The 23,550-nt window shown below is 33.2% G+C and carries 23 protein-coding genes; 10 read left to right on the top strand and 13 right to left on the bottom strand.

Annotation, left to right across the window (positions count from 1 at the left end; translation table 11 throughout):
• Window positions 1-70 precede the first annotated feature (70 nt).
• Window positions 71-850, top strand: coding sequence for an NYN domain-containing protein (locus JC605_RS15420; protein WP_198857046.1), 780 nt, complete (start codon window positions 71-73; stop codon window positions 848-850).
• 36 nt (window positions 851-886) lie between these two features.
• Window positions 887-2,401 carry an FMN-binding glutamate synthase family protein gene (locus JC605_RS15415; RefSeq protein ID WP_198857045.1) on the top strand — a complete coding sequence of 505 codons (1,515 nt, stop codon included), beginning with the start codon at window positions 887-889 and terminating at the stop codon, window positions 2,399-2,401.
• A 49-nt stretch (window positions 2,402-2,450) separates the two neighbouring features.
• Here the strand turns inward: JC605_RS15415 and JC605_RS15410 are convergent, their stop codons facing one another.
• From JC605_RS15410 to JC605_RS15390, 5 genes are all read right to left on the bottom strand, one after another.
• Complete coding sequence (locus JC605_RS15410; protein WP_198857044.1) at window positions 2,451-2,882, bottom strand: hypothetical protein; 432 nt, start codon at window positions 2,880-2,882, stop codon at window positions 2,451-2,453.
• A 266-nt stretch (window positions 2,883-3,148) separates the two neighbouring features.
• Window positions 3,149-3,556 carry a hypothetical protein gene (locus JC605_RS15405; protein ID WP_198857043.1) on the bottom strand — a complete coding sequence of 136 codons (408 nt, stop codon included), beginning with the start codon at window positions 3,554-3,556 and terminating at the stop codon, window positions 3,149-3,151.
• A 93-nt stretch (window positions 3,557-3,649) separates the two neighbouring features.
• Complete coding sequence (locus JC605_RS15400; protein WP_198857042.1) at window positions 3,650-4,372, bottom strand: hypothetical protein; 723 nt, start codon at window positions 4,370-4,372, stop codon at window positions 3,650-3,652.
• Window positions 4,372-5,151, bottom strand: coding sequence for a hypothetical protein (locus tag JC605_RS15395; protein WP_198857041.1), 780 nt, complete (start codon window positions 5,149-5,151; stop codon window positions 4,372-4,374). The genes JC605_RS15400 and JC605_RS15395 overlap by 1 nt, the downstream gene beginning before the upstream one ends.
• Window positions 5,152-5,239: 88 nt before the next feature.
• Window positions 5,240-6,418: a glycoside hydrolase family 88 protein gene (locus JC605_RS15390; RefSeq protein WP_198857040.1), complete on the bottom strand. Its 1,179-nt coding sequence runs from the start codon at window positions 6,416-6,418 to the stop codon at window positions 5,240-5,242.
• A gap of 199 nt (window positions 6,419-6,617) precedes the next feature.
• Here JC605_RS15390 and JC605_RS15385 point away from each other — a divergent pair, with 199 nt between their 5' ends.
• Window positions 6,618-7,001, top strand: a complete 384-nt coding sequence (locus tag JC605_RS15385) for a DUF2809 domain-containing protein (protein WP_198857039.1) — start codon at window positions 6,618-6,620, stop codon at window positions 6,999-7,001.
• Here the strand turns inward: JC605_RS15385 and JC605_RS15380 are convergent.
• Complete coding sequence (locus JC605_RS15380) at window positions 6,982-8,760, bottom strand: ABC transporter ATP-binding protein (RefSeq protein ID WP_198857038.1); 1,779 nt, start codon at window positions 8,758-8,760, stop codon at window positions 6,982-6,984. The genes JC605_RS15385 and JC605_RS15380 overlap by 20 nt on opposite strands.
• A gap of 76 nt (window positions 8,761-8,836) precedes the next feature.
• Between JC605_RS15380 and JC605_RS15375 the strand changes: the two genes are divergently transcribed.
• The 3 genes from JC605_RS15375 to JC605_RS15365 all read left to right on the top strand — a co-directional run bounded on the left by JC605_RS15375 (window position 8,837) and on the right by JC605_RS15365 (window position 12,493).
• Window positions 8,837-9,415, top strand: a complete 579-nt coding sequence (locus tag JC605_RS15375) for a non-canonical purine NTP diphosphatase (RefSeq protein ID WP_198857037.1) — start codon at window positions 8,837-8,839, stop codon at window positions 9,413-9,415.
• Window positions 9,416-9,618: 203 nt separating this feature from the next.
• Complete coding sequence (locus tag JC605_RS15370; protein ID WP_198857036.1) at window positions 9,619-11,538, top strand: DEAD/DEAH box helicase; 1,920 nt, start codon at window positions 9,619-9,621, stop codon at window positions 11,536-11,538.
• Window positions 11,539-11,710: 172 nt separating this feature from the next.
• Window positions 11,711-12,493 (top strand): carboxypeptidase-like regulatory domain-containing protein, encoded by a 783-nt coding sequence (locus JC605_RS15365; protein WP_198857035.1) that lies wholly within the window; start codon window positions 11,711-11,713, stop codon window positions 12,491-12,493.
• A gap of 120 nt (window positions 12,494-12,613) precedes the next feature.
• Here JC605_RS15365 and JC605_RS15360 read toward each other — a convergent pair whose 3' ends face one another.
• A complete protein-coding gene (locus JC605_RS15360; protein ID WP_198857034.1) occupies window positions 12,614-14,074 on the bottom strand; it encodes an aminoacyl-histidine dipeptidase in 1,461 nt (486 codons plus the stop codon).
• A gap of 178 nt (window positions 14,075-14,252) precedes the next feature.
• Between JC605_RS15360 and JC605_RS15355 the strand changes: the two genes are divergently transcribed.
• The 3 genes from JC605_RS15355 (at window position 14,253) to JC605_RS15345 (ending at window position 16,602) form a co-directional block, all read left to right on the top strand.
• The gene (locus tag JC605_RS15355; RefSeq protein ID WP_198857033.1) at window positions 14,253-15,314 is read left to right on the top strand and encodes a DUF3810 domain-containing protein; all 1,062 of its coding nucleotides are present in this window, start codon (window positions 14,253-14,255) and stop codon (window positions 15,312-15,314) included.
• A gap of 152 nt (window positions 15,315-15,466) precedes the next feature.
• Entirely contained in the window at window positions 15,467-15,961 is a 495-nt protein-coding gene (locus tag JC605_RS15350) for an RNA polymerase sigma factor (RefSeq protein WP_008462500.1), read from the top strand.
• An 8-nt stretch (window positions 15,962-15,969) separates the two neighbouring features.
• The gene (locus JC605_RS15345; protein WP_198857032.1) at window positions 15,970-16,602 is read left to right on the top strand and encodes a hypothetical protein; all 633 of its coding nucleotides are present in this window, start codon (window positions 15,970-15,972) and stop codon (window positions 16,600-16,602) included.
• 249 nt (window positions 16,603-16,851) lie between these two features.
• Here JC605_RS15345 and JC605_RS15340 read toward each other — a convergent pair whose 3' ends face one another.
• A complete protein-coding gene (locus JC605_RS15340; RefSeq protein WP_198857031.1) occupies window positions 16,852-17,661 on the bottom strand; it encodes a 1-acyl-sn-glycerol-3-phosphate acyltransferase in 810 nt (269 codons plus the stop codon).
• 132 nt (window positions 17,662-17,793) lie between these two features.
• Window positions 17,794-18,438, bottom strand: a complete 645-nt coding sequence (locus JC605_RS15335; RefSeq protein WP_198857030.1) for a CoA pyrophosphatase — start codon at window positions 18,436-18,438, stop codon at window positions 17,794-17,796.
• 92 nt (window positions 18,439-18,530) lie between these two features.
• Here JC605_RS15335 and JC605_RS15330 point away from each other — a divergent pair, with 92 nt between their 5' ends.
• Window positions 18,531-18,971, top strand: a complete 441-nt coding sequence (locus JC605_RS15330) for a DUF4268 domain-containing protein (protein ID WP_198857029.1) — start codon at window positions 18,531-18,533, stop codon at window positions 18,969-18,971.
• A gap of 161 nt (window positions 18,972-19,132) precedes the next feature.
• On the opposite strand, the gene JC605_RS15325 is transcribed toward JC605_RS15330, so the two are convergent.
• From JC605_RS15325 to mnmA, 4 genes are read right to left on the bottom strand one after another with little or no spacing between them, the layout of a single operon-like run.
• Window positions 19,133-19,543 (bottom strand): hypothetical protein, encoded by a 411-nt coding sequence (locus JC605_RS15325; RefSeq protein ID WP_198857028.1) that lies wholly within the window; start codon window positions 19,541-19,543, stop codon window positions 19,133-19,135.
• A gap of 20 nt (window positions 19,544-19,563) precedes the next feature.
• Entirely contained in the window at window positions 19,564-20,508 is a 945-nt protein-coding gene (locus JC605_RS15320) for a nitronate monooxygenase family protein (RefSeq protein ID WP_198857027.1), read from the bottom strand.
• A gap of 8 nt (window positions 20,509-20,516) precedes the next feature.
• The gene (locus JC605_RS15315) at window positions 20,517-22,124 is read right to left on the bottom strand and encodes a S8 family serine peptidase (protein ID WP_198857026.1); all 1,608 of its coding nucleotides are present in this window, start codon (window positions 22,122-22,124) and stop codon (window positions 20,517-20,519) included.
• A 44-nt stretch (window positions 22,125-22,168) separates the two neighbouring features.
• Entirely contained in the window at window positions 22,169-23,356 is a 1,188-nt protein-coding gene (gene mnmA / locus JC605_RS15310; RefSeq protein ID WP_198857025.1) for a tRNA 2-thiouridine(34) synthase MnmA, read from the bottom strand.
• Window positions 23,357-23,550 lie beyond the last annotated feature (194 nt).

The following is a 23,550-nucleotide window of genomic DNA, read 5'->3' as shown; positions in this document are numbered from 1 at the left end:
ATCATTCAATTCTTATAAAACCCAATTTTAATTTTAACTTTGAGAGTATTAAATTTTAAATATTTAACAAATGCCTTTAAGCAATTCAAAAGATTTAAAACTGGCAGTCCTTATTGATGCAGACAATGTGCCATATAGCAATGTAAAAGGAATGATGGAAGAAATTGCAAAACTTGGAACGCCAACTACAAAAAGGATTTATGCCGATTGGACAAAACCAAACGCAAATGGCTGGAAAGGTGTTTTATTAGAACATGCTATTACTCCTATTCAACAATATAGTTACACGGTGGGAAAAAACTCATCAGATTCTGCTCTAATTATTGATGCAATGGATTTGCTTTATTCTGGAAAATTAGATGGTTTTTGCATTGTTTCCAGCGACAGCGATTTTACACGTCTTGCCATTCGGCTTCGTGAATCGGGTATGAAAGTAATTGGCATTGGAGAAAAGAAAACGCCAAACTCGTTTATTGTGGCCTGCGACCGATTTATTTATATTGAGGTTTTGGATGGAGCTATTCAAAAGAAAAAACCTAAAACAACCACTACCGATACCAAAAAGCCAATTGAAAAACCTGCCGAGAAAGCACTTCATAAAATTGACAAACAAACCATTGAACTTATTGAGGCTACAATCGAAGATATTGAAGATGACGATGGTTGGGCATTTCTTGGTGATGTCGGGAATCTGATCGTCAAGAAAAAACCCGAATTTGACCCTCGAAACTATGGTTTCTCTAAATTGACTCCGATGCTTAAATCATTGACTGATATTCTGGAAATCGACGAAAGAGAGTCAGACAAAAAAGGAATCAAACACGTTTATGTACGTCTAAGATTCAACTAATTATCACATTTATTACCTATTTAATTTTTTAAAAACATGAGAAAAAAATTCTTTATTTACGGATTCTTATTGTTTCTAATTGTTGCTGCAATTCATTACTATACTGGACGAGGTTATTTGCTCGTATTTATTATTCCAATCTTACTAATTGTAGGAGTTTATAATGCATCTCAAGAAAAACACGCTATTTTAAGAAACTTTCCTGTTCTAGGTTATTTCAGATATTTATTTGAAATGATCGCGCCTGAGATTCAGCAATATTTTATTGAAAGATCTACAGACGGAAAACCTTTTTCAAGAAACCAGCGTTCTTTAGTGTATCAAAGAGCTAAAAATATTGATTCGAGCACTCCATTTGGAACACAATTAAACTTAAATACTGAAAACTACGAAGGAATCAAGCATTCTATTTTTCCTGCAAAAGTAAACGAAGAATTACCTCGTGTATTAGTTGGAGGAAAAGATTGCAAACAACCTTATTCTGCTTCTTTATTTAACGTTTCGGCAATGAGTTTCGGTTCACTGAGCGAACATGCAGTTCGCGCCATTAATATTGGAGCAAAAAAAGGAAATTTCTACCAAAACACAGGAGAAGGTGGATTAACTGAATTTCACCTTGCCGGAGGCGGAGATATTACTTGGCAGATTGGTACAGGATATTTTGGCTGTCGTGATGCCGAAGGAAATTTTAGTCCAGAAAATTTCTCAGAAAAAGCAAATCTTCCAAATGTAAAGATGATCGAGATTAAAATTTCTCAAGGTGCAAAACCAGGTCATGGAGGTGTGTTGCCTGCAGCTAAAAACACAGAACAGATTGCTAAAATTAGAGGCGTTGTCCCACACACTATGATTCTTTCTCCTCCAGGCCATCATGCTTTTTCTGATGCCAATGGACTAATTCAGTTTATTAAACAATTACGCGAGTTATCTAACGGAAAACCAATCGGATTTAAATTATGTATTGGCAATACTGAGGAGTTTGAAGCAATCTGCCAAGAGATGATCAATGAAGACACTTATCCCGATTTCATTACCGTTGATGGCGCAGAAGGCGGAACTGGAGCTGCTCCGCTTGAATTTGCAGATGGTGTCGGAATGCCTTTTGAACCTGCATTGATCTTTGTAAATAAAACTTTAGTGCGCTTAGGTATTCGTGATAAAATGCGCATTATTGGAAGCGGAAAAATCATTTCGGGTTATTCTATTTTACATGCCATTGCACTTGGAGCAGATATGTGCAACAGCGCAAGAGGATTTATGTTTTCTTTAGGTTGCATTCAAGCTTTACGTTGTCATAATAACGAATGTCCAACGGGAGTCGCAACACAAAACAAAATGCTAATGAAAGGTTTGGTAGTCACAGACAAATCTGAAAGAGTGTATCACTTCCATAAAAATACGCTTCATGCTGCAAATGAGCTTTTAGCAGCAGCAGGAAAAACATCATTTGCAGATGTTGACATTAATATTTTCATGAGAGGAGATGAGTTTACCAACTTGTCAGAACTTTATTTCCCTGATAATTTGAAAAACGTTACTCAGTTCTCATAAAAAAAATCCTCTTCAAATGAAGAGGATTTTTTTTATGCATAATTTTCAATTATAATTTTGCCGTTTCTTTTCCTGCTTTTGCTGTTCCTTCCAAAACCGCTAACTCATCTTGATCTACTACTTCTTGGGCTAAAATAGCATTATTATAAGCTAAAAAATAGACGTCAAATTTTACTCCTTCAGCAATAAGAGAGGAAGAAATCTGATCATTCTTAATCATCTCTTTTAATAAGTCTGGAAATGATTCTTTGTAGGCTAGTTTATTTGCATCGTTTTCTTCTAAATTGGTTTCAATTCTAATTTCGATTTTATTGTCATTTAGAAACGCTTTTGCTGATGTACTCGTAATTCCGCTTCCTTTTATAGAAACAGAATTATTGTAATTACTTACATGTTCCTGTATTTTTTGCTTGGTATTTTTACAGCTTACCAAGAATAATGCAAAAGCGAATGCGAATGCGATTTGGGTAATTTTTTTCATAATTTTTTGGTTTAATAGTTATTTTTTAACTCAAACATAATTAATTCATAACACAAAAACAATATTCAATTACAAAAATCACATACACAATTCTTTGAATACAAACCAATTACCTGCTTAAAAAGAGGGATATTTGTAAGAATAAAACGTTTATTCTACGCTTAACTTTTAGTCGTAAACATAAAAAAGTCTCTTTAAAATTTATTTAAAGAGACTTTCAATATGTAAGAATTAAAATAATTTGTATTTCTACAAAACTCCATTTATTATTTCAAAAAATCTTTAAGCGATTCGCCCGTTAGTGTTTCTTTATCTAAAACAGTATTATCATCTGCTAGAAAATAAACATCAAATTGAACCCCTTCTTCTATTAATTGTCTTGGAATCTCGTCTTTATCGATCATCAATTTTATTAATTTTGGAAAAGAAATAACAGCTGCTGACTTATTTGCTTCATTTTGTTCCAAATCGGTTTCAAAACGCAACTCTATTTTATCATCATTAATATAACCTCTTGCTGTAGTAAGTGTTACATTTTCAGCTCTAAAACTTGGCGCAATAGTTTTGTTGTAGGTTACAACATACTCTTGAAGTTTTTGTTTGGTATTTTTACAGCTCGCAAGCATTAATACCATCATTATTGCAAAGGCAATTTGGCTTATTTTTTTTATCATGACTTTAGTTTTTAAACTAAATACAATTTAGTCATTATATTTGATATTATTTGTCAATTTCAATTAAGATAGACTTTTACTTTCTATAAATCCTTATTTTTTCTGCTTCATATTTTGAAGTAAAAAGTCTAAAGCTTTCGTTTTTACTAGATCTCTAGAAAGTGTACTGCTCTCAAATTCAAAAAATGTCTGATAATCTCTTCCTTTGCCTTGAAAAGCCAATGCATAACCGTTGAAAGTTTTATTTTCTTTAGAAATCTGATATGAAATAGCCTTTGTCATACCTATAGTATTTTCAACTTTAAACTTCTTAAGATTACTATACTTTTTCAAACTTTTAAAGCCGTTTTCTATACTTTCTTTAGTTTCAAAATCGTGAATAAAAATAGTCAGATTTCGAGGAGATTTAATTGCCATTCGTAATGAATCATCATGATTGTTTTGCAAATAGTATTCTTTCGGTACATTTAACTGAGTCTTTATATCAATAAAAACTACAGAGTCTCTTTTAAGTTTGCTAAATCCGTAATCATTCTGTTCCATAATTGAAAGACTGTCTAAAGCACCATAATTTTTGTAAAACAAATTATTTGAGCGTCTATTCTTTTCAAAATGTGCAATTTGATTGTTGACTTCTCTTTGCTTCATTAGTTCTTCAGCCTTCTCTTGGGTGATAACATAAGGGCTGAGATCGCTGTTAACCAAATTATTACTATTCCTGTTACTATTTGAACAGGTAGAGATAAGCCTAAGTAAGCTTATTATAATAAAAATGACACCTAAAACTGTTCTCCAGCTTGTTGATTCGCTGCTCATTATAGTTGAAGATCTTTTTCTGTTAAAACTAAAGTATTAATCATTTTACCTTTAGCATTAAAATATTCATATTTAATATCTTTAATGCCATAGCGCTGTATCATAGAAGCTACTTTTTGAATCTGACCTTGTCTTAATATGCTTTCTTTAACTAAAGAATTAGCTGTATTATTTTTTAGTATTTCAATTATATCATCTGGCATCTCTACCTGATAAACAAGTTGGTTTTTATCATTATGATAAATTTTCAAAACCTTGCTGCCATCACTATTTTTTAATGGCATATTCCTGTTCATCATTACTAACATCTCTCCAAGCTCAGAACCTCCATTAGGTGTTACTGATTCAACAGAAACTACTGGCTTACCAGCATTCTTTTTAATAAGTTCATCAAGTTCTTTCTTATCTATTTCAAATTCAGCAATTGATGTATTATCGCTACCAAGAAAATCAACTTTGATAACAACTCCATCTTCAATTAGACCTTTTATTTCTCTATCTGTCGAAAACATTTCTTTTAAGAAGTTAGGAAACAGCTGTGTGTACATAGATTTATTTTCAGCATTTGATTCTATTATAGTTTCCATCGTAATTTCTATTCTTTTTTGATCTAGAAATGCCTTTGCTTCAGTTGAAGTAATGATGTCATTACTAAAATTAGCCGCCGATTTATTATAAGAATTTACAAATGCTTGAATATTTTGTTTAGTATCTCTACAGCCTGAAAAAGACAGCAAAAGAGTTAAAACAAATAAGATTTGGGTAATTTTTCTAATCATAGCTTATTTTTTTAGGTTTAAATTGTAAATATTTTACTGCAAAAATAATTAATATTACCGCTTTCGCAAATGTTTTTAAACCAATAAACTATTTTAGTTTCTGAAGTCTTAAAAGTGCTTCAAGATAATAATAATCTGCGTAATTTATAGAACAATCGATCTCACTGTTTGCTGGTTTATGTCCTGTTGAATGCAATAAAAATGCTGAATTAACATCATGACTCTGATAATGATCTGAAAGCGAAACGATCATCTTTTTAGCTTTTGTCAAATATTCAGCTTTTAAATTCTTGTCTTTTGTGTACGAACTTAATTCTAAAAGTGCAGACGAAACAATAGCCGCCGCCGAAGCATCTCGAGGCTCATTTGGAATGTTTGGCGCATTAAAATCCCAATACGGAATTAAATCTTCTGTTGTTAATTTATCTAAATAAACACGCGCTAATTTATGAGCAAAATCTAAAAACTTAGTATCTTTTGTTTCTCTATAGGTCATTGTAAAACCATAAATAGCCCATGCTTGGCCACGCGCCCACATACTATCATCACTATATCCTTGGGCTGTTCTTCCTTTTATCTTTTTTCCCGTTTCGAAATCGTAAATAATTACGTGATAAGAAGTATTATCTGGTCTAAAATGATTTGCCATTGTGGTTTCGGCATGCTTTACAGCTATGTCGTATAATTTTTTACTTCCGCCATTTTTTGAAGCCCAAAACAAAAGCTCTAAATTCATCATATTGTCTATAATCGTATTATGCCCACCCATTTTATTATGAGGCCAAGATTGTATTGTTCCCACTTTCGGATTAAAAAGTGTGGCAAGCGTATCGGCAGTTTTTAAAATGATTTCTTTGTATTCCTTATTTTTAGTCAAACGATATCCGTTTCCGAAACTATTGAAAACCTGAAAACCTAAATCATGATCTGCAGCTTTTGTAATCGATAAAGGCGTTAAGAAACGAGTAAATTTATCGGCTTCTTTTTCCCATTTTTTATCTTTTGTCGCTTCATATAAAAACCATAATTCTCCCGGCCAAAATCCGCTTGTCCAATCTTTATAGTCAACAAATTTCCATTCTTTACTTCCGTTTGGAACTGTTCTTGGCGAAGTTCCGTCATTCGGAATTACTTGTAACGTTTTTGAAGCTTGTTCTGCACAGTAATCTAACTGTTTTTTAATATTAAATGTTTTGTCTTTTTGAGAATAACCTTGATTTCCTAGAATAAACAATGCGGCAATCAGAGTGTAAATTTTTGCATTCATGTGGTAGATAGTTTGTTTAATCGATAAATTTATGAAATAAAAAATTTCTAATAGAGTTTTGTATTTTTTGACACCTAAAAATGTATTATTGATTACCTCATTCTACAAACCTTTGATCTAGTTTGTCATTCCAGAATAACGAGACTTAATCTCTTTTAAAAATTTCATATAAATTTGCTGCACCTAAAGTAATCTCAACTTGAACAAAACCAGAATATACTATTTCGCAATTTTTCTAAGTATAATTTTCCTCGGAATCCTTTCTAGAAAAATCCCTTTTATCCCTTTATGGATTGGCGATTTTCTTTATGCAGTAATGATTTACTTTTTAGTTAGAATCTTTTTCCCGTTCAAAAACGCATTTTTGATATTCTTTCTTTCGCTGCTAATTTGTTATTGCATTGAATTTCTTCAATTGTATCAAGCGGAATGGATCATTGAATTAAGAAAAACTCTTTTTGGAAGATACGTTCTAGGTCAAGGTTTTTTATGGTCGGATATTCTGGCTTACACTTTTGGAATTTTTTCAGCTTTTATCTCAGAAAAAATCATTCTAAAATTTTTCACTCAAAAGTCTGAGTAATTTTATCAATATTCAAGCTGTTAGCCATTGCCATAAATATTTGGTAATAAGTTCCTTTATTATCGTATAGTTCGTCGTGAGTTCCTTTTTCTACACATCTTCCTTTTTCTAAAACAATGATATTGGAAGCATCAATAATCTGAGAAATACTATGCGATATTATAATAACAGTTCTATCTTTTTTAATTGCATCCAAAGATTTCTTAATTTGCTCTGTTGCAATTGCATCTAAACTTGCTGTTGGTTCGTCAAGAAAAATTATAGGAGGATTTTTCAAAAACAACCTTGCAATTGCAATTCGTTGCTGCTGACCACCAGAAAGCAAATGTGCATCAGAATCGTAGCTTTTTGGCAATTGGATCACTTGTTCATGAATATACGCCTGTTTTGCTGCTTCGATTACTTCTTCTTGAGAAGCTTCAGGATTTCCGTATAAAATGTTTTCGGCAATTGTTCCTTTAAAAATATGATTCTTCTGAAGCACCAATCCAATGTTTTTACGCAGAAAATCGGTATTGTAATCTATTAAATCTACTCCATCTAAAAAGATTTGTCCTGATGATGGCAGATAAAACTTATCTAATAAATTAATAATAGTACTTTTTCCCGCACCACTTAATCCTACCAGAGCCGATGTCTCATTTGGTTTAACTGTAAAATTAATATCGTAAAGCGCCTGTGTTCCGTTTGGATAAACAAAATCGACATTTTTAACCTCAATTAATCCAACAATTTTTTCTGGAATATAATTGCCACTGGTTTCTACTTCCTGTTCTGATTCTAAAATATCAAAAAAGCCTTCTGAATAAATCAGCGCATCATTTACCTCGTCATAAATACGATGCAATTGCCTAATTGGCGACGAAACGTTATTAAAAAGCATAATATGAAACATAATCGCTCCAATTGTCATTTGATTATTCAAAACAAAATAAGCAGTCAAAATGATAATAATTACCACTCCTATCTGTTCGACAAAGCTTTTAATGCTTTCAAAAATAAAGCTAGTCTTTCTCGTTTGGAGCTGATTTTCGGTCATCTCAAACTGAATCTTTTCATGCCGATCTGCTTCTGTCGACTCACGCACAAAGGATTTAATTACTGTTATGGATTCAATTAAACTAATGATTCCGTTATTTTTAGTCTCACGGTAATTTCGCATTCTTCGTCTGAATCCGCTCAATTTAGTTGCTTGTAACTGACTAATATAAAAGTAAATCGGGATAATACACAAACTTACCAAACCCACATAAACATTGGCATAAAACATAATTACCAAAGCCACAAAAGCATTGGCAAATAAAGGCAGAATATCAATAAAAAAGTTCTGAACTAATCTCGTCAAACTGCTAATTCCGGCATCAATTCTAGTTTGAAGTTTTCCGCTTTCATTTTCATCAGAAGTGTAAAATTCCATTCTATAACTCAGAATTTTTTCGACAATAGTTTGCGAAATATCTCGAGTAATGAAAATGCGGAGTTTTTCTCCATAAAATTTTTGTCCAAACTGCACAACAGAATTTACCAATTCTTTAGTCAACAACACCACACTAATAATGCCTAACAAATGGAATCCTTTAGATAATGGTTCATGGGCAACCATCAGGTTGTTTATAGTATCTACAGTATATTTTAGAATAACGGCATTTACTTGTGCTGCAAACGAACCTAAAAAAGTTAGAAGTAAAGTTGCAGCTACCATTTTTCTGTATGGCTTAACAAAAGGTAGGATTTTTTTATATAATACAGATAATTGCATTTATTTCATTTTTAAGCCACATATCAAATATAAGAATTCTAAATTTGTGTTGAAAATCATTTAAAACTTTAATTCTATGAAACTTGTTTTCGCTTCCAATAACAAAAATAAAATCGCAGAAATTCAGAGTATGCTTCCAGAGAGTATCAAAATATTAAGCTTAGAGGATATTAATTGTTTGGAAGATATTCCAGAAACCGCTGATACAATTGAAGGAAATGCAATTTTAAAAGCTGATTACGTAACTCAAAAATACGGTTATGATTGTTTTGCAGATGATACAGGTTTAGAAGTTCTTGCTTTAAATGGCGAACCAGGAGTATATTCAGCTCGATACGCCGGAGAACAAAAAAATGCAGATGATAACATGAATAAGCTTTTGGAGGCTCTAAAAAATGAAAAAAATCGAGATGCACAGTTCAAAACCGTTATTACTTTAAACTTAGAAGGAAAACAATATCTATTTACCGGAATTGCGAAAGGAGAAATTACAAATACAAAAACCGGAACAAACGGATTTGGTTATGATCCTATTTTTAAGCCCGAAAATTTTGACAAAACCTTTGCAGAATTACCCTTAGAGACCAAAAACACTATAGGTCACCGCGGAAAAGCTGTTAAGCAACTGATTGATTTTCTGAACACCACAAAATAATTGTTTAAAATACAACATTTTAGATGCTAAATTTTAGATTTTAAGACGTGTTTTTTGGCATATTTCTTCATTTAACACGAAAATTTATTTCAACAAAAACGTAACTTTTTGATAATCAATTCTTAACAAATACATAATTCTTAAAATTGCATTAGTTTATCTGAATAATTAGCAGTAATTTTGCACCCTATTTTAAAACACATATGAATAAATTTGAACAATTAGGATTGAATGAATCGTTACTGAAGGCGATTTTAGATCTAGGATTTGAAAATCCGTCAGAGGTACAGGAAAAGGCGATTCCCCTATTATTGGAAAAAGACACGGATATGGTTGCGTTGGCTCAAACAGGGACAGGGAAAACGGCAGCTTTCGGTTTTCCGCTAATTCAAAAAATTGATGCCGACAACAGAAATACACAAGCATTAGTTTTATCGCCAACACGCGAGTTATGTTTACAGATTACTAACGAACTTAAAAACTACTCAAAATACGAAAAAGGTATTAATGTGGTAGCAGTTTACGGAGGAGCTAGTATAACAGAGCAAGCAAGAGAAATAAAGAGAGGTGCACAAATTATTGTGGCAACTCCAGGAAGAATGCAAGACATGATTAACAGAGGTCTAGTAAACATTAAAAATATAGATTACTGTATTTTGGATGAGGCTGACGAAATGTTAAACATGGGATTCTATGAGGATATCGTATCTATTTTATCAGATACTCCAGACGAAAAAAGTACATGGTTGTTCTCTGCGACTATGCCGCAAGAGGTTGCTAGAATTGCAAAACAATTTATGAGCGAACCAGTTGAGATTACTGTTGGTGCTAAAAACTCAGGTTCATCTACAGTTTCTCACGAATTTTATTTAGTTAATGCTCGTGACCGTTACGAAGCATTAAAACGTTTAGCCGATGCTAATCCAGACATTTTCTCAGTAGTTTTCTGTCGTACAAAAAGAGACACGCAAGCTATTGCTGAGAAATTAATTGAAGATGGATATAGCGCCGCTGCGTTACACGGAGATTTATCTCAAGCGCAACGTGATGGTGTAATGAAATCGTTCCGTGGAAGACAAATTCAGATGCTTGTTGCTACTGATGTTGCTGCACGTGGTATTGACGTTGATAACGTAACTCACGTTGTGAACTACCAATTACCTGACGAAATCGAAACTTACAACCACCGTTCTGGCCGTACAGGTAGAGCTGGAAAATTAGGTACTTCTATTGTAATTGTTACAAAAAGTGAGTTACGTAAAATTTCTTCTATCGAGAGAATCATCAAACAAAAATTCGAAGAAAAAACTATTCCATCTGGAATTGAAATCTGCGAAATTCAGTTATTGCACTTAGCTAACAAAATTAAAGACACTGAGGTTGATCACGAAATTGACAACTATTTGCCAGCAATCAACAATGTTCTTGAAGATTTATCTAAAGAAGAATTGATTAAGAAAATGGTTTCAGTAGAATTTAATCGTTTCATTACTTATTACAAGAAAAACAGAGATATTTCTGTTCAATCTGGTGAAAGACGTGAAAGAGGTGATTCTGAACCAAGAGAATTCAGTAACAACGGAGCAGTTCGTTATTTTGTAAACATCGGTTCTAGAGACAACTTCGATTGGATGTCATTAAAAGATTACTTGAAAGAAACATTAGATTTAGGTCGTGATGATATCTTTAAAGTAGATGTTAAAGAAGGATTCTCTTTCTTCAACACAGATCCACAGCATACAGACAAAGTGATGGACGTTTTAAATAACGTACAATTAGAAGGTCGTCGTATCAATGTTGAGATTTCTAAAAATGACGGTGGCGGAAGACGTGACCACAACAACCGTGGCGGTGGAAGACGTGATTCTGGAAGAAGAGAAGGAAACTTCGCTCCAAGACGTGAAGGCGGATTTAGAGGTGATAGAAATTCTTCAAGAGAAGGTGGATCACGCGAAGGCGGATCTCGTGACGGAGGTTTTAGAGGTGATAGAAACTCAGCTCCTAGAAGAGATGGTGGTTTTAGAAGCTCTGCTCCAAGAAGCGAAGGTGGTTCAGATAGAGCTCCAAGACGTTCAGAAAACTTCGGCGATAGCTCAAGACCAAGAAGATCTAGAAGAGATTAATCATTTAAGATCTTAAAATATAAATCCCAAATTCCTATTTTATATGGAATTTGGGATTTTTTCTTATATCTAATAATCTTATCAATGTCTTTGTTAATTTTCTTATAATTAAATTCCAAGACTATGAGATATTTAATCCCGATTTACTACTTTTAGAGCTTTAAATCAGGATATGAAATATTTCGCAGTTTTCTTTTTTACACTTATCGCCAACCTTGGTTTCGCGCAAGATACGCAAGATGCACAGCCAACAGTTCCACAAAGAGTTTCAGGTTATGTTATTAACGACGACAGCAAACAACCGCTTGCTGGCGTAAATATCATTAACACCAACAAGGTACGTGGTGCAAAATCTGACGAAAAAGGGTATTTTGAAATTGATGTGCAAGTCAATGACACGCTTCATTTTTCTATTCTAGGATTTCAATCGCTAAGAATCAGAGTTACAAATGACTGGATTAAGAATAAAGTAACTAGAATTCAGCTTACAGAAAAAGCGATTGCTTTGGAAGAAGTGGTTATTGCACCTTTTTCCCTAACAGGTTATCTTGAAATTGACTCTAAATTAATTCCAACAAAAGAAAACTACCGTTATAGCATTTCAGGTTTAACACAAGGTTATGAAGCCGGAGAATACGCTCCAAATGCTTTCGGAAAAGTTCTCGGTTCGATTTTTAACCCTGCCGACATGCTCTACAATTTCTTTGGAAAGAACGGAAAAGAGCTCAAGAAGCTAAAGGAAATGAAAAAAGACGATACTGTACGAACGCTTTTAGAGTCCAAATACGATCGCGAAACGGTTGCAGTATTATTAGGCATCAGCAAAGACGAAATTCCTGAAATTATGCACCGTTGCAATTATTCCGACTCCTTCATTCAATCTGCAAACGATCTGCAAATTATGGATGCAATCAGTGCTTGTTACGAACAGTATAAAGTTTTGAAAAGAAATTAATATTTTACCATAAAAAAATCCCCAATTTTTCAATTGGGGATTTTTTTTATAGTCGCAGTTTTCCGTCTCAGTTTGCAGTACAATAGAACTGAGAACTGTGACTGCGACTGAAAACTATTTTTATTTAACTGGAATATTCTCTAAAATCTCTAGTACAAATTTCCAATATTTCTGTGCAGAAGAAATACTTGCTCTTTCGTCTGGAGAATGCGCTCCGTGAATTGTTGGACCAAAAGAAATCATATCCATATCTGGATAATTTGTTCCTAAAATTCCGCACTCTAAACCAGCGTGACAAGCCACTACTTTTGGTTGTTCTCCATTTTGTTTTTCGTAAATATCTTTTAAAACTTCTAAGATTTCAGAGTTTACATTTGGTGTCCAACCTGGATAAGAACCAGAAAGTTCTACTTCGCATCCAACTAATTCAAACGCAGAACGTAACGAATTAGCTAAATCAAATTTTGAAGATTCTACAGAAGAACGCGTTAAACATCCAACTAAAATTTCACCATCTTTAATTACTACACGAGCAATATTATTTGAAGTTTCAACTAAATCGGCCATATCAGCACTCATTTTATAAACTCCATTCTGCGCCGCATAAATCGCTCTGATGATTCCTTCTTGAACACCAAGTTCCATTACTTTTTCAGGTAAATCTCCTTTTACGATTTCAATTGATAAGTTTGGTTCAGTTGTTTTATATTCTGCTTTGATATCAGAAATGATTTCCTGCATATCATAAACGTAAGCCTCATCAAACATCTGAGAAATAATCACTTTGGCAACACTTTCTCTTGGAATTGCATTTCTAAGACTTCCTCCATTAATTTCAACAATCTGCAAACCAAAGTTTTCAAATGCATCAAATAACAAACGATTCATAATTTTATTGGCATTTCCTAAACCTTTATGAATATCCATTCCTGAATGCCCACCATTTAAGCCTTTTACTGTAATAGTATAACCAACAGAACCTTCTGGAACTTCTTCTTCATGATACGTTCTTGTAGCCGTTACATCAATTCCACCAGCACATCCAATATCAATTTCATCATCCTCTTCAGTATCCAAATTCAATAAAATCTGACCTTGCAAAATTCCGCCTTTTAGATTTAAAGCTCCAGTCATTCCTGTTTCTTCATCAATTGTAAATAAAGCTTCGATTGCAGGATGCGGAATATCTTTACTTTCTAGAATTGCCATAATAGTCGCCACTCCTAACCCATTATCAGCTCCAAGTGTTGTACCGCGCGCGCGAACCCAGTCACCATCAACATACATATCGATTCCTTGTGTATCAAAATCAAAAACGGTATCTGCATTTTTTTGATGCACCATATCTAAATGTCCTTGCATTACGATTGGTTTACGGTTTTCCATTCCTGGAGTTTCCGGTTTCCTGATGATTACGTTTCTGATTTCATCTTCGAAAGTTTCTAAACCTAAGCTGTTTCCAAAGTTTTTCATAAACTCAATTACACGCTCTTCTTTCTTCGATGGACGAGGAACAGCATTTAAATCTGCAAATTTGTTCCAAAGTGCTTTTGGTTCCAGATTTCTTATTTCTTGACTCATTATATTTTGTTTGATGTTTAACAATTAAGAGCTTCAAAGTTACAAAGTTTATATTTTTTTTCGCCACAAATTTCACGAATTAGCACTAATTATCCACTTTAAAATCAAATTTCACAAATACTATTCTTTTTTAGTTACAAATAATTGTGTTTATATTTACGTATCTAAAATTTACCTTGTGAAATCAAAATACGTTTTACCTTTATTTCTAATAGTTCAAATCATTTTTTATAAAATCCTTCCATACTTCCCAGATTTTGTTGAAGGTTTTTACAGTAAAAATTTATTCGCCAGGATTTCACATTTTTCTAGAACAGTTTTAGGCAATATTCCGTTTTCTGTTGGCGACATAATTTATGCTATTTTGATGATTTCTATAATTAGCTGGTTTTGGAAAATAAGAGGAACATGGAAGACTAATTGGAAAGATCATCTTTTAAAAATAATAGGCAAAATTTCTGTTTTTTACTTTTTCTTCCATTTGCTTTGGGCTTTCAATTATTATCGCAAACCTCTTTTTGAAAAAATGGAAATCAAAAGAGAATATACCGATGCTGATCTTTTGGCTTTCACCAAAAGATTAATTGCAAAGACGAATGAAGTTCAGTTTCAAATCACAAAAAATAAAAGCTCCAAAATTGTCTTTCCATATTCACAGAAAGAGTCATTTAACATGATTTTAAATGGTTATGATAATTTAGAAAAAGAACATCCTTATTTTGAATACAAAACCTTAAGCGTAAAAAAATCATTGTTCAGCCTTCCTTTAACTTATATGGGATTTGGCGGTTATTTAAATCCATTTACAAACGAAGCGCAAATTAACGACTTATTGCCAATGTACACTTTTCCGTTAACTACATCTCATGAAATGGCACATCAGATTGGTTTTGCAAGTGAAAGCGAATGCAATTTTATTGGCCTTTTGGCTTCTGTCAAAAATGACAATTTATATTATCAATATGCAGGATATAGTTTTGCATTACGCTATTGTCTCGGAATCTGGCAGTTTAAAAACGAGAAAATTTTTGAAATATTAAAGAAACAAGTAAATACGGGAATTTTAAAAAACTATCAAGAAGACCAAGATTTCTGGAAAAAATATGACACATTTATAGACAAAGGTTTTCATTTTCTATGGGATAGTTTTTTAAAAACAAATAACCAAAAAGATGGAATGAAAAGCTATAGTAAGTTTATCGATTTGACGATTAATTACTATAAAACAAGAGAACTATAAAGTTTGCCACGAATTACACAAATTAGCACAAATTTTAAAAAACTCAACTTTAATCTATTCTGTTTTAGAAGTAATTCGAGAAATTTGTGTAATTCGTGGCAAAAATAAAACACCAACTGTAACAAAAATGATTTCATAACTACTAATACATTATGAGCGAAAATCTAGAACAGTCATTTGTTGCGCAGCTGCAGGCAAATCAGAATATAATCCACAAGATTTGTAGATTATATACTGCTGGTGAAGATGCTCATAAAGATCTGTTTCAAGAGATTACCATTCAGCTTTGGAAAGCTTATCCAAAATTTAGAGGCGACAGTAAATTTTCGACTTGGACATATCGTGTTGCCTTAAACACAGCGATTACCTTATACCGCAAAACCAAAAGAACTATATCGACCGTAGATTATGAAAACCACCAACATTTTGTAAAAGATGTTGACTACAATTATGAAGAAGAAGAACAGATTAAACTGATGTACAAAGCAGTTTATCAATTAAATGACATCGAAAAGGCATTAGTTTTTATGTATTTAGAAGACAAAGATTATCAAGAAATAGCTGAAACCTTAGGAATCAGCGAAGTGAATGCGCGCGTGAAAATGAACAGAATTAAGGGGAAACTTAAAAAAATACTAAATCCTTAAAAATTATTATGAAAGAACTGGATTTACTAAAAAAAGACTGGCAAAAGAACTCAGGTTCTTTTCAACAAATTTCTGAAAACGAAATCTACAAGATGATTCATAGAAAGTCATCTTCTATTGTAAAGTGGATTTTAATTATCAGTATTTTAGAGATTTCCTTTTGGACTTTTTCGAACTTATTCATCAATACAGATGATGTACTGCGAAAGATGAATCATCCTGAAATTGTAACAGCTTTAGAGTTTCTAACGTATTTCAATTATGTTGTCGTTTTAATTTTCGTTTACATTTTTTATAAAAACTACAAAACAATTTCGACCACAATAGCCACAAAATCATTGATGAGTGCTATTTTAAAAACCCGTAAAACAGTTCAATATTACGTTTGGTACAATCTAGGAATGATTGTAATTACAGCTATTTTAAGTTTCTTTATTGCTTTCGTATATAATCCAGATATGGAGTTTTTAAGAAACAAACTTGCCATGAACGGAAAAGCAATGTTTGTAACAATCGGAATTCTATTCTTAGTAATCTTAGGTTTCTTTGGATTGTTCTGGTGTTTCTACAGAATTATCTATGGAACACTTTTAAGAAGATTGTATGCTAATTATAAAGAGTTGAAGAAAATAGATTTCTGAAAAAGGTTCTAAGGCTCTAAGGTTCTGAGATGCTAAGGCTCTAAGTTTTTCTTTAAGGCACAAAGATTCTGAGTTGCAAAGGGACAAAGTTTCCCTATTTGAAACCTAAAACCATAAACACAAAAGCCTGATACAAAAACAATTTGTCACCCTGAGCGAAGTTGAAGGGCACAAAGTTAGGCTTCGACTTTGCTCAGCCAGAAAAAGCAAATTTGAAACCTTAAACTTGAAACAAAATAAAACCAACTTTTAATAATCCCAACGTCTTAATTTGTTTAGTTCTTCTTGCACTTTGATTTCTTCAGCAGGAATAACTTTTAAAAATGATGGATGTTGTTCAATTGCGTATTCTACTTTTTCTACAATTTGTTCGATTGTATCATTTTCATAATCAATATCTAGAGGTTCTTTGATAATGAAAGATTGCAGTATTCCTTTTTTCTTCATTCGAAGTCCTTTTTTATCGAATGATCTGCGGAAACCGTCAATTACAATTGGAATAACAATTGGTTTGTGCTGTTTGATAATATGTGCTGTTCCTTTACGAACTGGCTTAAAAGATTTTGTTGTTCCTTGAGGAAAAGTAATTACCCAACCGTCTTCAAGCGCAATTCTAATATTTTCAGTATCATTTGGGTTAACATCACGTTTTTCTGTTACATCAACTCCTTTTGCTCTCCAGGTTCTTTCAACTGTAATTGCACCCACATAGGCCAATATTCTTGGTAACAATCCTGCTTGCATGGTTTCTTTTGCAGCAACGTAATAAATATTCATTTTAGGTTGCCACAAATAACCGATATTTTTAATCGTGTCTTGACGTCCAGATAAACTGGCGTTAAAAACATGAAACATTGCCACAACATCTGCAAAATAAGTCTGGTGATTGGATATAAATAAAACATTAGTACCTGGGAGCGTTTTAATAATTTCAGATCCTTCAATCTGCAATTCATTAAAACCTCTATATCTCTTGTGAGTCATGGCACCTAGAATTCGGATTAACCATTTCTTGATGAATAATATATGCCCAAAAGGATTTCGTTTAAACAATCCCATAACTAATTTATCTTATTTTTTTGTTAGGTCGCAAACATACAAAAATTATTCTTTTAGCAACAGTATAAAACAATTTCTCCAATTAAGAGTTATCCAAATGAATATCAAATCATTAAATAAACTTTATCAAATTTATTTCTTCATCGCTTCTTTTAAGACATCTCGCAATTCGCTCAAAATCATTGCCGTGGCTCCCCAAACAACATGATTCTGAATATTAAAAGCAGGAACTAAAATATTTGCCCCATAAGAAGTTGATAATCTGGCTTCGATAATAATATCATCATTTAAAAAAACAGATAAGGGCAGTTCAATAATTCCAGCAACTTCTCTAATATCGGGATAAAAAGAAAGTTCTTCTCTGGCAATTCCTAAAAACGGATGCACCAAAAAATTGCTCGGCGGAATATACATTGGAGAAAAATGCTTAATTACATTTATTTTGTCACTTGTAACTCCAACTTCTTCGTGTGTTTCTCTAAGCGCTGTAGTTTCAAAATTTAAATCTTCCTTTTCATACTTGCCTCCCGGAAATGCAATCTGAGCCGAATGAACACCAACATAAGCGTTTCTAACAATCAAAACGAGATGTGTTTTTTCTTGTTTTGGATAAAACAGCATCATTACTCCAGCCATTCTGGCATTTAACGCTTCTATATCAAGATTCTTTAATCCTTCTATACGTTCTTTGGGAGCCATTTTTAAATGTGAGGTTACTGCTGGAAGCTCTACGGGAATTATATTGGGAACATATTTCAAAAAGTCTTGAAAATTCATAATCAAAGCTTATTTTTGTACTTTCAAATAAAACATAAATATACTCCAGAAAACGCAGTACCACAAGTTTTCTATTATTAAAGCCTAAAAAAATGTACAGCAAAGAAGAATCGCAAAGAATAAAAAGAGAATTTTGGGTAGCTTTTGCCGAAAAATATCCTCGTAAATGGGTACTTTATGATACAAAGATCAAAGACTTTTCTTTTAAGTTTTATGTTGACAACAAAAAGGCTCAGGTTTTAATTGACATTGAACAGCGAAGCGATGAAAAACGTATTGCTTATTTTGAAAAACTGGAAGCTTTAAAAAATATTCTAGAAGAAGAATTTATTAAAGATTTAGTCTTTGAGAAAAACCATACTTTAGAAAGCGGTAAAACCATCAGCAGAATCTGGGTTGAAAAACTTGGCGTTGGTTTCAGCAATAAAAATACTTGGGATACTATTTTTGATTTTTTCAACGAAAATATGCATGCTCTAGAAATGTTTTATTTAGAATATGATGAGTTTATCAAGGATGTTGATTCTTTGTAGTCTAAGACGCTAAGTTTCTAAGTTTTCGAGATACTAAGTTTATATAGCAAACCCGACAGATTTTAAAACCTGTCGGGTTTATTATTTTTAATTAAATCTGAAATACTTATAATCTAAAAAAACTTAGTCCCTCAGAACCTTAGCATCTTAGAAGCTTATTTTTAAACTGTAATAATATTATAGACAATAATACGATTGTCATAATTAATGTATAATTGTTTTCTGTAATCTTGCTTTTTTCGGGTGATAATTGACAGTTTGCATTCTTTTCCGTCATTATCTTTACACATAAAAGAATAAACAATATCGGTATCATTTTCTTCTCTTTCGATATAATCTAAGATATTGTATAACTGAATTTCCTGAGAATATACTACAATCCTGTGTTTATTGGTATCTAAAACCACCGAAAGATTTACCAGATCAAGATTAGACCATTCTCCCCACTTACCTCGTTCATTTTTCTCTAGAACACTAAATCCTGATGTTTTAAAATGATAAGACTGACTCTGAACCTGTTGCAATCCAAAAGCTAAAAACAGTAACAATATGTAAGGGCGTAGGGAATTCATAAAATATTTCTTGCAGGTAATTAAAACTCAAAAGTACTCTTTTCTTTGGATGCGACTTCAAATTCGGCAATCATTTGTCGAATAATTTCTTCAACCGGCAAAATTTCATGAATCAGACCTGCAACTTGTCCAATTTCCAATTCTCCCTCGTCCAAATCTCCTTCAAACATTCCTTTTTTTGCTCTTGCTCTTCCTAAAAGCTGTATTAATTCTTCCTTAGAAGGGCATTTTTGGTACAATTCCTGAACATCTTGATAAAATTTATTTTTAATCAATCGAACAGGAGCTAATTCTTTCAATGTCAACTGTGTACCCCCTTCTAAAGTACTAACTATAGTTTGTTTAAAATTATTGTGCGAAGAAGATTCTATAGATGCCGCAAAACGGCTTCCAACTTGAACACCATCTGCTCCAAGAACCATTGCAGCAAGCATTCCTCTTCCTGTAGCAATTCCTCCAGCTGCGATCAACGGAATCTGGATTTTTTCTTTTACCATCGGAATCAAAGTCAATGTCGTGGTTTCTTCACGTCCGTTATGACCGCCAGCTTCAAAACCCTCAGCAACAACTGCATCTACTCCAGCATCTTGCGCTTTCAAAGCAAAAACGCTACTGCTAACCACATGAACAACTGTAATACCTCTTTCTTTCAAAAAAGAAGTCCAAGTTTTAGGATTTCCTGCGGAAGTAAAAACAATTTTAACGCCTTCTTCAACCACAATATTCATGATTTCTTCGATATTAGGATATAACATCGGAATATTGACCCCAAAAGGTTTGTCAGTTGCTTTTTTACATTTTTGGATGTGTTCTCTTAAAACTTCTGGATACATCGAACCTGCACCAATAAGCCCTAAACCTCCAGCATTACTTACTGCCGAAGCCAATTTATAACCACTGTTCCAGATCATTCCGCCTTGAATGATTGGATATTTTATATTGAAAAGTTGGGTGATTTTATTCATTAAGAAAATTATTGCTTGATTATCTTTCCTGTCTTATGCAGTTTATTGGCGTCAAAACTATAAAAATAAAGTCCGCTTTGTAAAGATTGCAAAGACAGAACGGGATTTAAATTACTAATTTTTTCTTCAATTAGTTTCTGTCCTAAGACAGAATAAATAGTTACTGATGCTGTATTGTCTTCGTTTAAAAAAGAAAAAGTAATCGATGTTTGAGTTGGGTTTGGATAAACCGAAAAAGCAGTTTCGGCAATAAAATCATCAACACTCAAAGTTGCTCCAAAATTTGGTATTCCATATCCATAATTATTATCTGGATTGGCATATCTATCAGCAGATTTTACAATCATTTGCCTGATTTCTTTATTGGTTTTAGTTGGAAAAGCCTGCCATAAAGAAGCCGCCATTCCTGCCATTATCGGACATGAAAATGACGTTCCGCTTGCTGTGCCAATATTGCCATTTGCATCAGAAACTACCGCCGATGCTCCTTGTGCCATAACATCTGGTTTTATTCTTCCATCATAAGTTGGTCCGATAGAACTGGAACTAGCTCTTACTTTAGAGGCATTAACAGAACCAACTGTCAATACTGAAACCGCATCTGCAGGCGAACCAATATGTTTTTCTACTTGAGTTCCTTCATTTCCAGCAGATGCCAAAACCAAAATTCCTTTGCTAAAAGCAATTTCGGCACCACGAGAAATAAAAGTCGTAGTTCCATTCATCTCGCTGTAGGTGTGATTGTATCTAATTTCGTCTCTATCCAGAAAATATCCTAATGAAGTAGTAATTATATCGACTCCTAAAGCATCTGCCTGTTCTGCGGCTTCTACCCACAGCGACTCTTCTAACGGAATCTCTTGAGCTTGAATTTCTGTAATAAAAAGATAATATGAGGCATTTGGAGCAGTTCCAACTAAAGAATTTGCTTTAAAACCTCCCATTGTTGAAAGCACCGAAGTTCCATGAGAATCGCCCGTATAGAAATTGCTATTTCTGGTAGTATAATCATAACCGCCTAGAATTTTATTATTATTTCTAAGATTTTCAAATGGTTGCGCAGTATTAACGCCAGGAAAACCGCCGTCCATAACGGCTATAATTTTTCCTTCTCCAGTAAAATTCTGCTGATGCAGAACTTGCCCGTTCAACATCTGAATTTGATTCGCAGAATTTCCGTAAGAATAATCAATTGTAGTTTTTAACTGTTCGTGAACTTGGTTTACCGAAGCTTCAGAAACTCTTTTCCCTGTAGTATTTAAAGTTCTATCTGCAAACTCTACCCTAGAAACAAAAGACAGTGATTTTAAGGCGTTAATATTCGATTGAGTTCCCTGAATATGAAGTGCATTCAGCCATTTTGATTGCGCTTTTACCGTAATCCCTGCGCTTGATGTAATTTGATTTACATACGAAGTTTCCAAAGGAGCATCAGTAATATCTAAAGCAATATTCTGGTTCGTTCTTCGATCTAAGGCTCTTTGTGAAAGCTCGCTTAATGGATTGTCATAAAAAGATTGCGCATTAGGCTTTTCATTAAAATAAACCCATGCATCTTCTTGTGAAAATACTGTAAACGAAAGAAGTAATAAAAGAAAAGTAAAGCTACATCTCATCAATTTATACCTTAAAGGGATTTACTCCCAAATAAAGTATAAAGCTAAGAAATTACTCCCGAACCAACTAATTCATTTTCTAAATACCAAGCAACAAATTGTCCTTCTGTAATAGCAGACTGCGGTTCTTCAAACTCCACATACATTCCGTCTTCAAATTGATATAAAACAGCTTTTTGCAAAGGCTGACGGTAACGAATTCTAGCCATTACTTCCATTTTATCGCCAGCTTTCAGCGTCATGTCTTCTCTAATCCAGTGTACTTCAGATTCTCCAACAAAAAGCGCTTTTTTAAACAAACCTGGATGATGGCTCGACATACCAGTATAAATGGTATTGGTTTCAACATCTGTAGCAATTACAAATAGAGGATCAGTAGTACCTCCTACATTCAGACCTTTTCTTTGTCCAACTGTAAAATAATGTGCGCCTTGGTGTTTTCCAACCACTTTACCCATTGTTGGAAGATATTCTAATTTTTGAGATTCTAATTTTAACCTTTCTTCCAAAGAAAGTTCAGTCGATTTCTCAACAGTATAAATCGGATCATTTTTATCAATCTGAACAATTTTGCCATCTTTTGGCTGTAGTTTTTGCTGTAAAAATTCTGGAAGACGAACTTTCCCAATAAAACATAAACCTTGAGAATCTTTCTTTTCAGCTGTAACCAATTCCATTTCGGCAGCGATTTCACGCACTTCTGGTTTTGTTAAAGCTCCAATAGGAAACAAAGCTTTAGACAATTGTTCTTGAGACAATTGGCATAAGAAATAAGATTGATCTTTGTTAACGTCATTTCCAGCAATTAATTGATAAACGGTTTTTCCGTCTACTTCAATTTCGCTTTTTTGGCAATAGTGTCCTGTTGCTACGTAATCTGCTCCAAGACTTAAAGCGATTTTCATAAACACATCAAATTTGATTTCGCGATTACAAAGCACATCAGGATTTGGAGTTCTACCTTTTTCGTATTCGTTGAACATGTAGTCAACGATTTTTTCTTTGTATTCTTCGCTTAAATCAACAGTTTGAAACGGGATTCCAAGTTTTTCAGCAACAAGCAAAGCATCGTTGCTGTCCTCAAGCCACGGACATTCGTTAGAAATAGTAACCGAATCATCGTGCCAGTTCTTCATGAAAAGGCCTATAACTTCGTATCCCTGCTGCTGCAATAAATATGCTGCAACACTAGAATCTACCCCACCTGAAAGTCCAACAACTACTCGTTTCATTTTGAAATGTTTAATTTTTTAAGGTTGCAAAGGTACACCAAATAATAGAAAATTTCACCATGGTTTTCATTAGTTTAAGCAATCCCGCAGTAGATAAAACTTATTCTGTTTTTGCTCGTTGAACGAAATCGAATAATTAATAGAATAAAAATCAAATTTGATCTGCTAAAATCTTTTAAAATCTGCGTGAAATA

The sequence above is a fragment of the Flavobacterium sp. IB48 genome (assembly GCF_016405855.1).
Lineage (GTDB): Bacteria > Bacteroidota > Bacteroidia > Flavobacteriales > Flavobacteriaceae > Flavobacterium > Flavobacterium ginsengisoli.
Note: the sequence above shows the minus strand (reverse complement) of the source record. Positions and strands in the feature narration are given on the sequence as shown.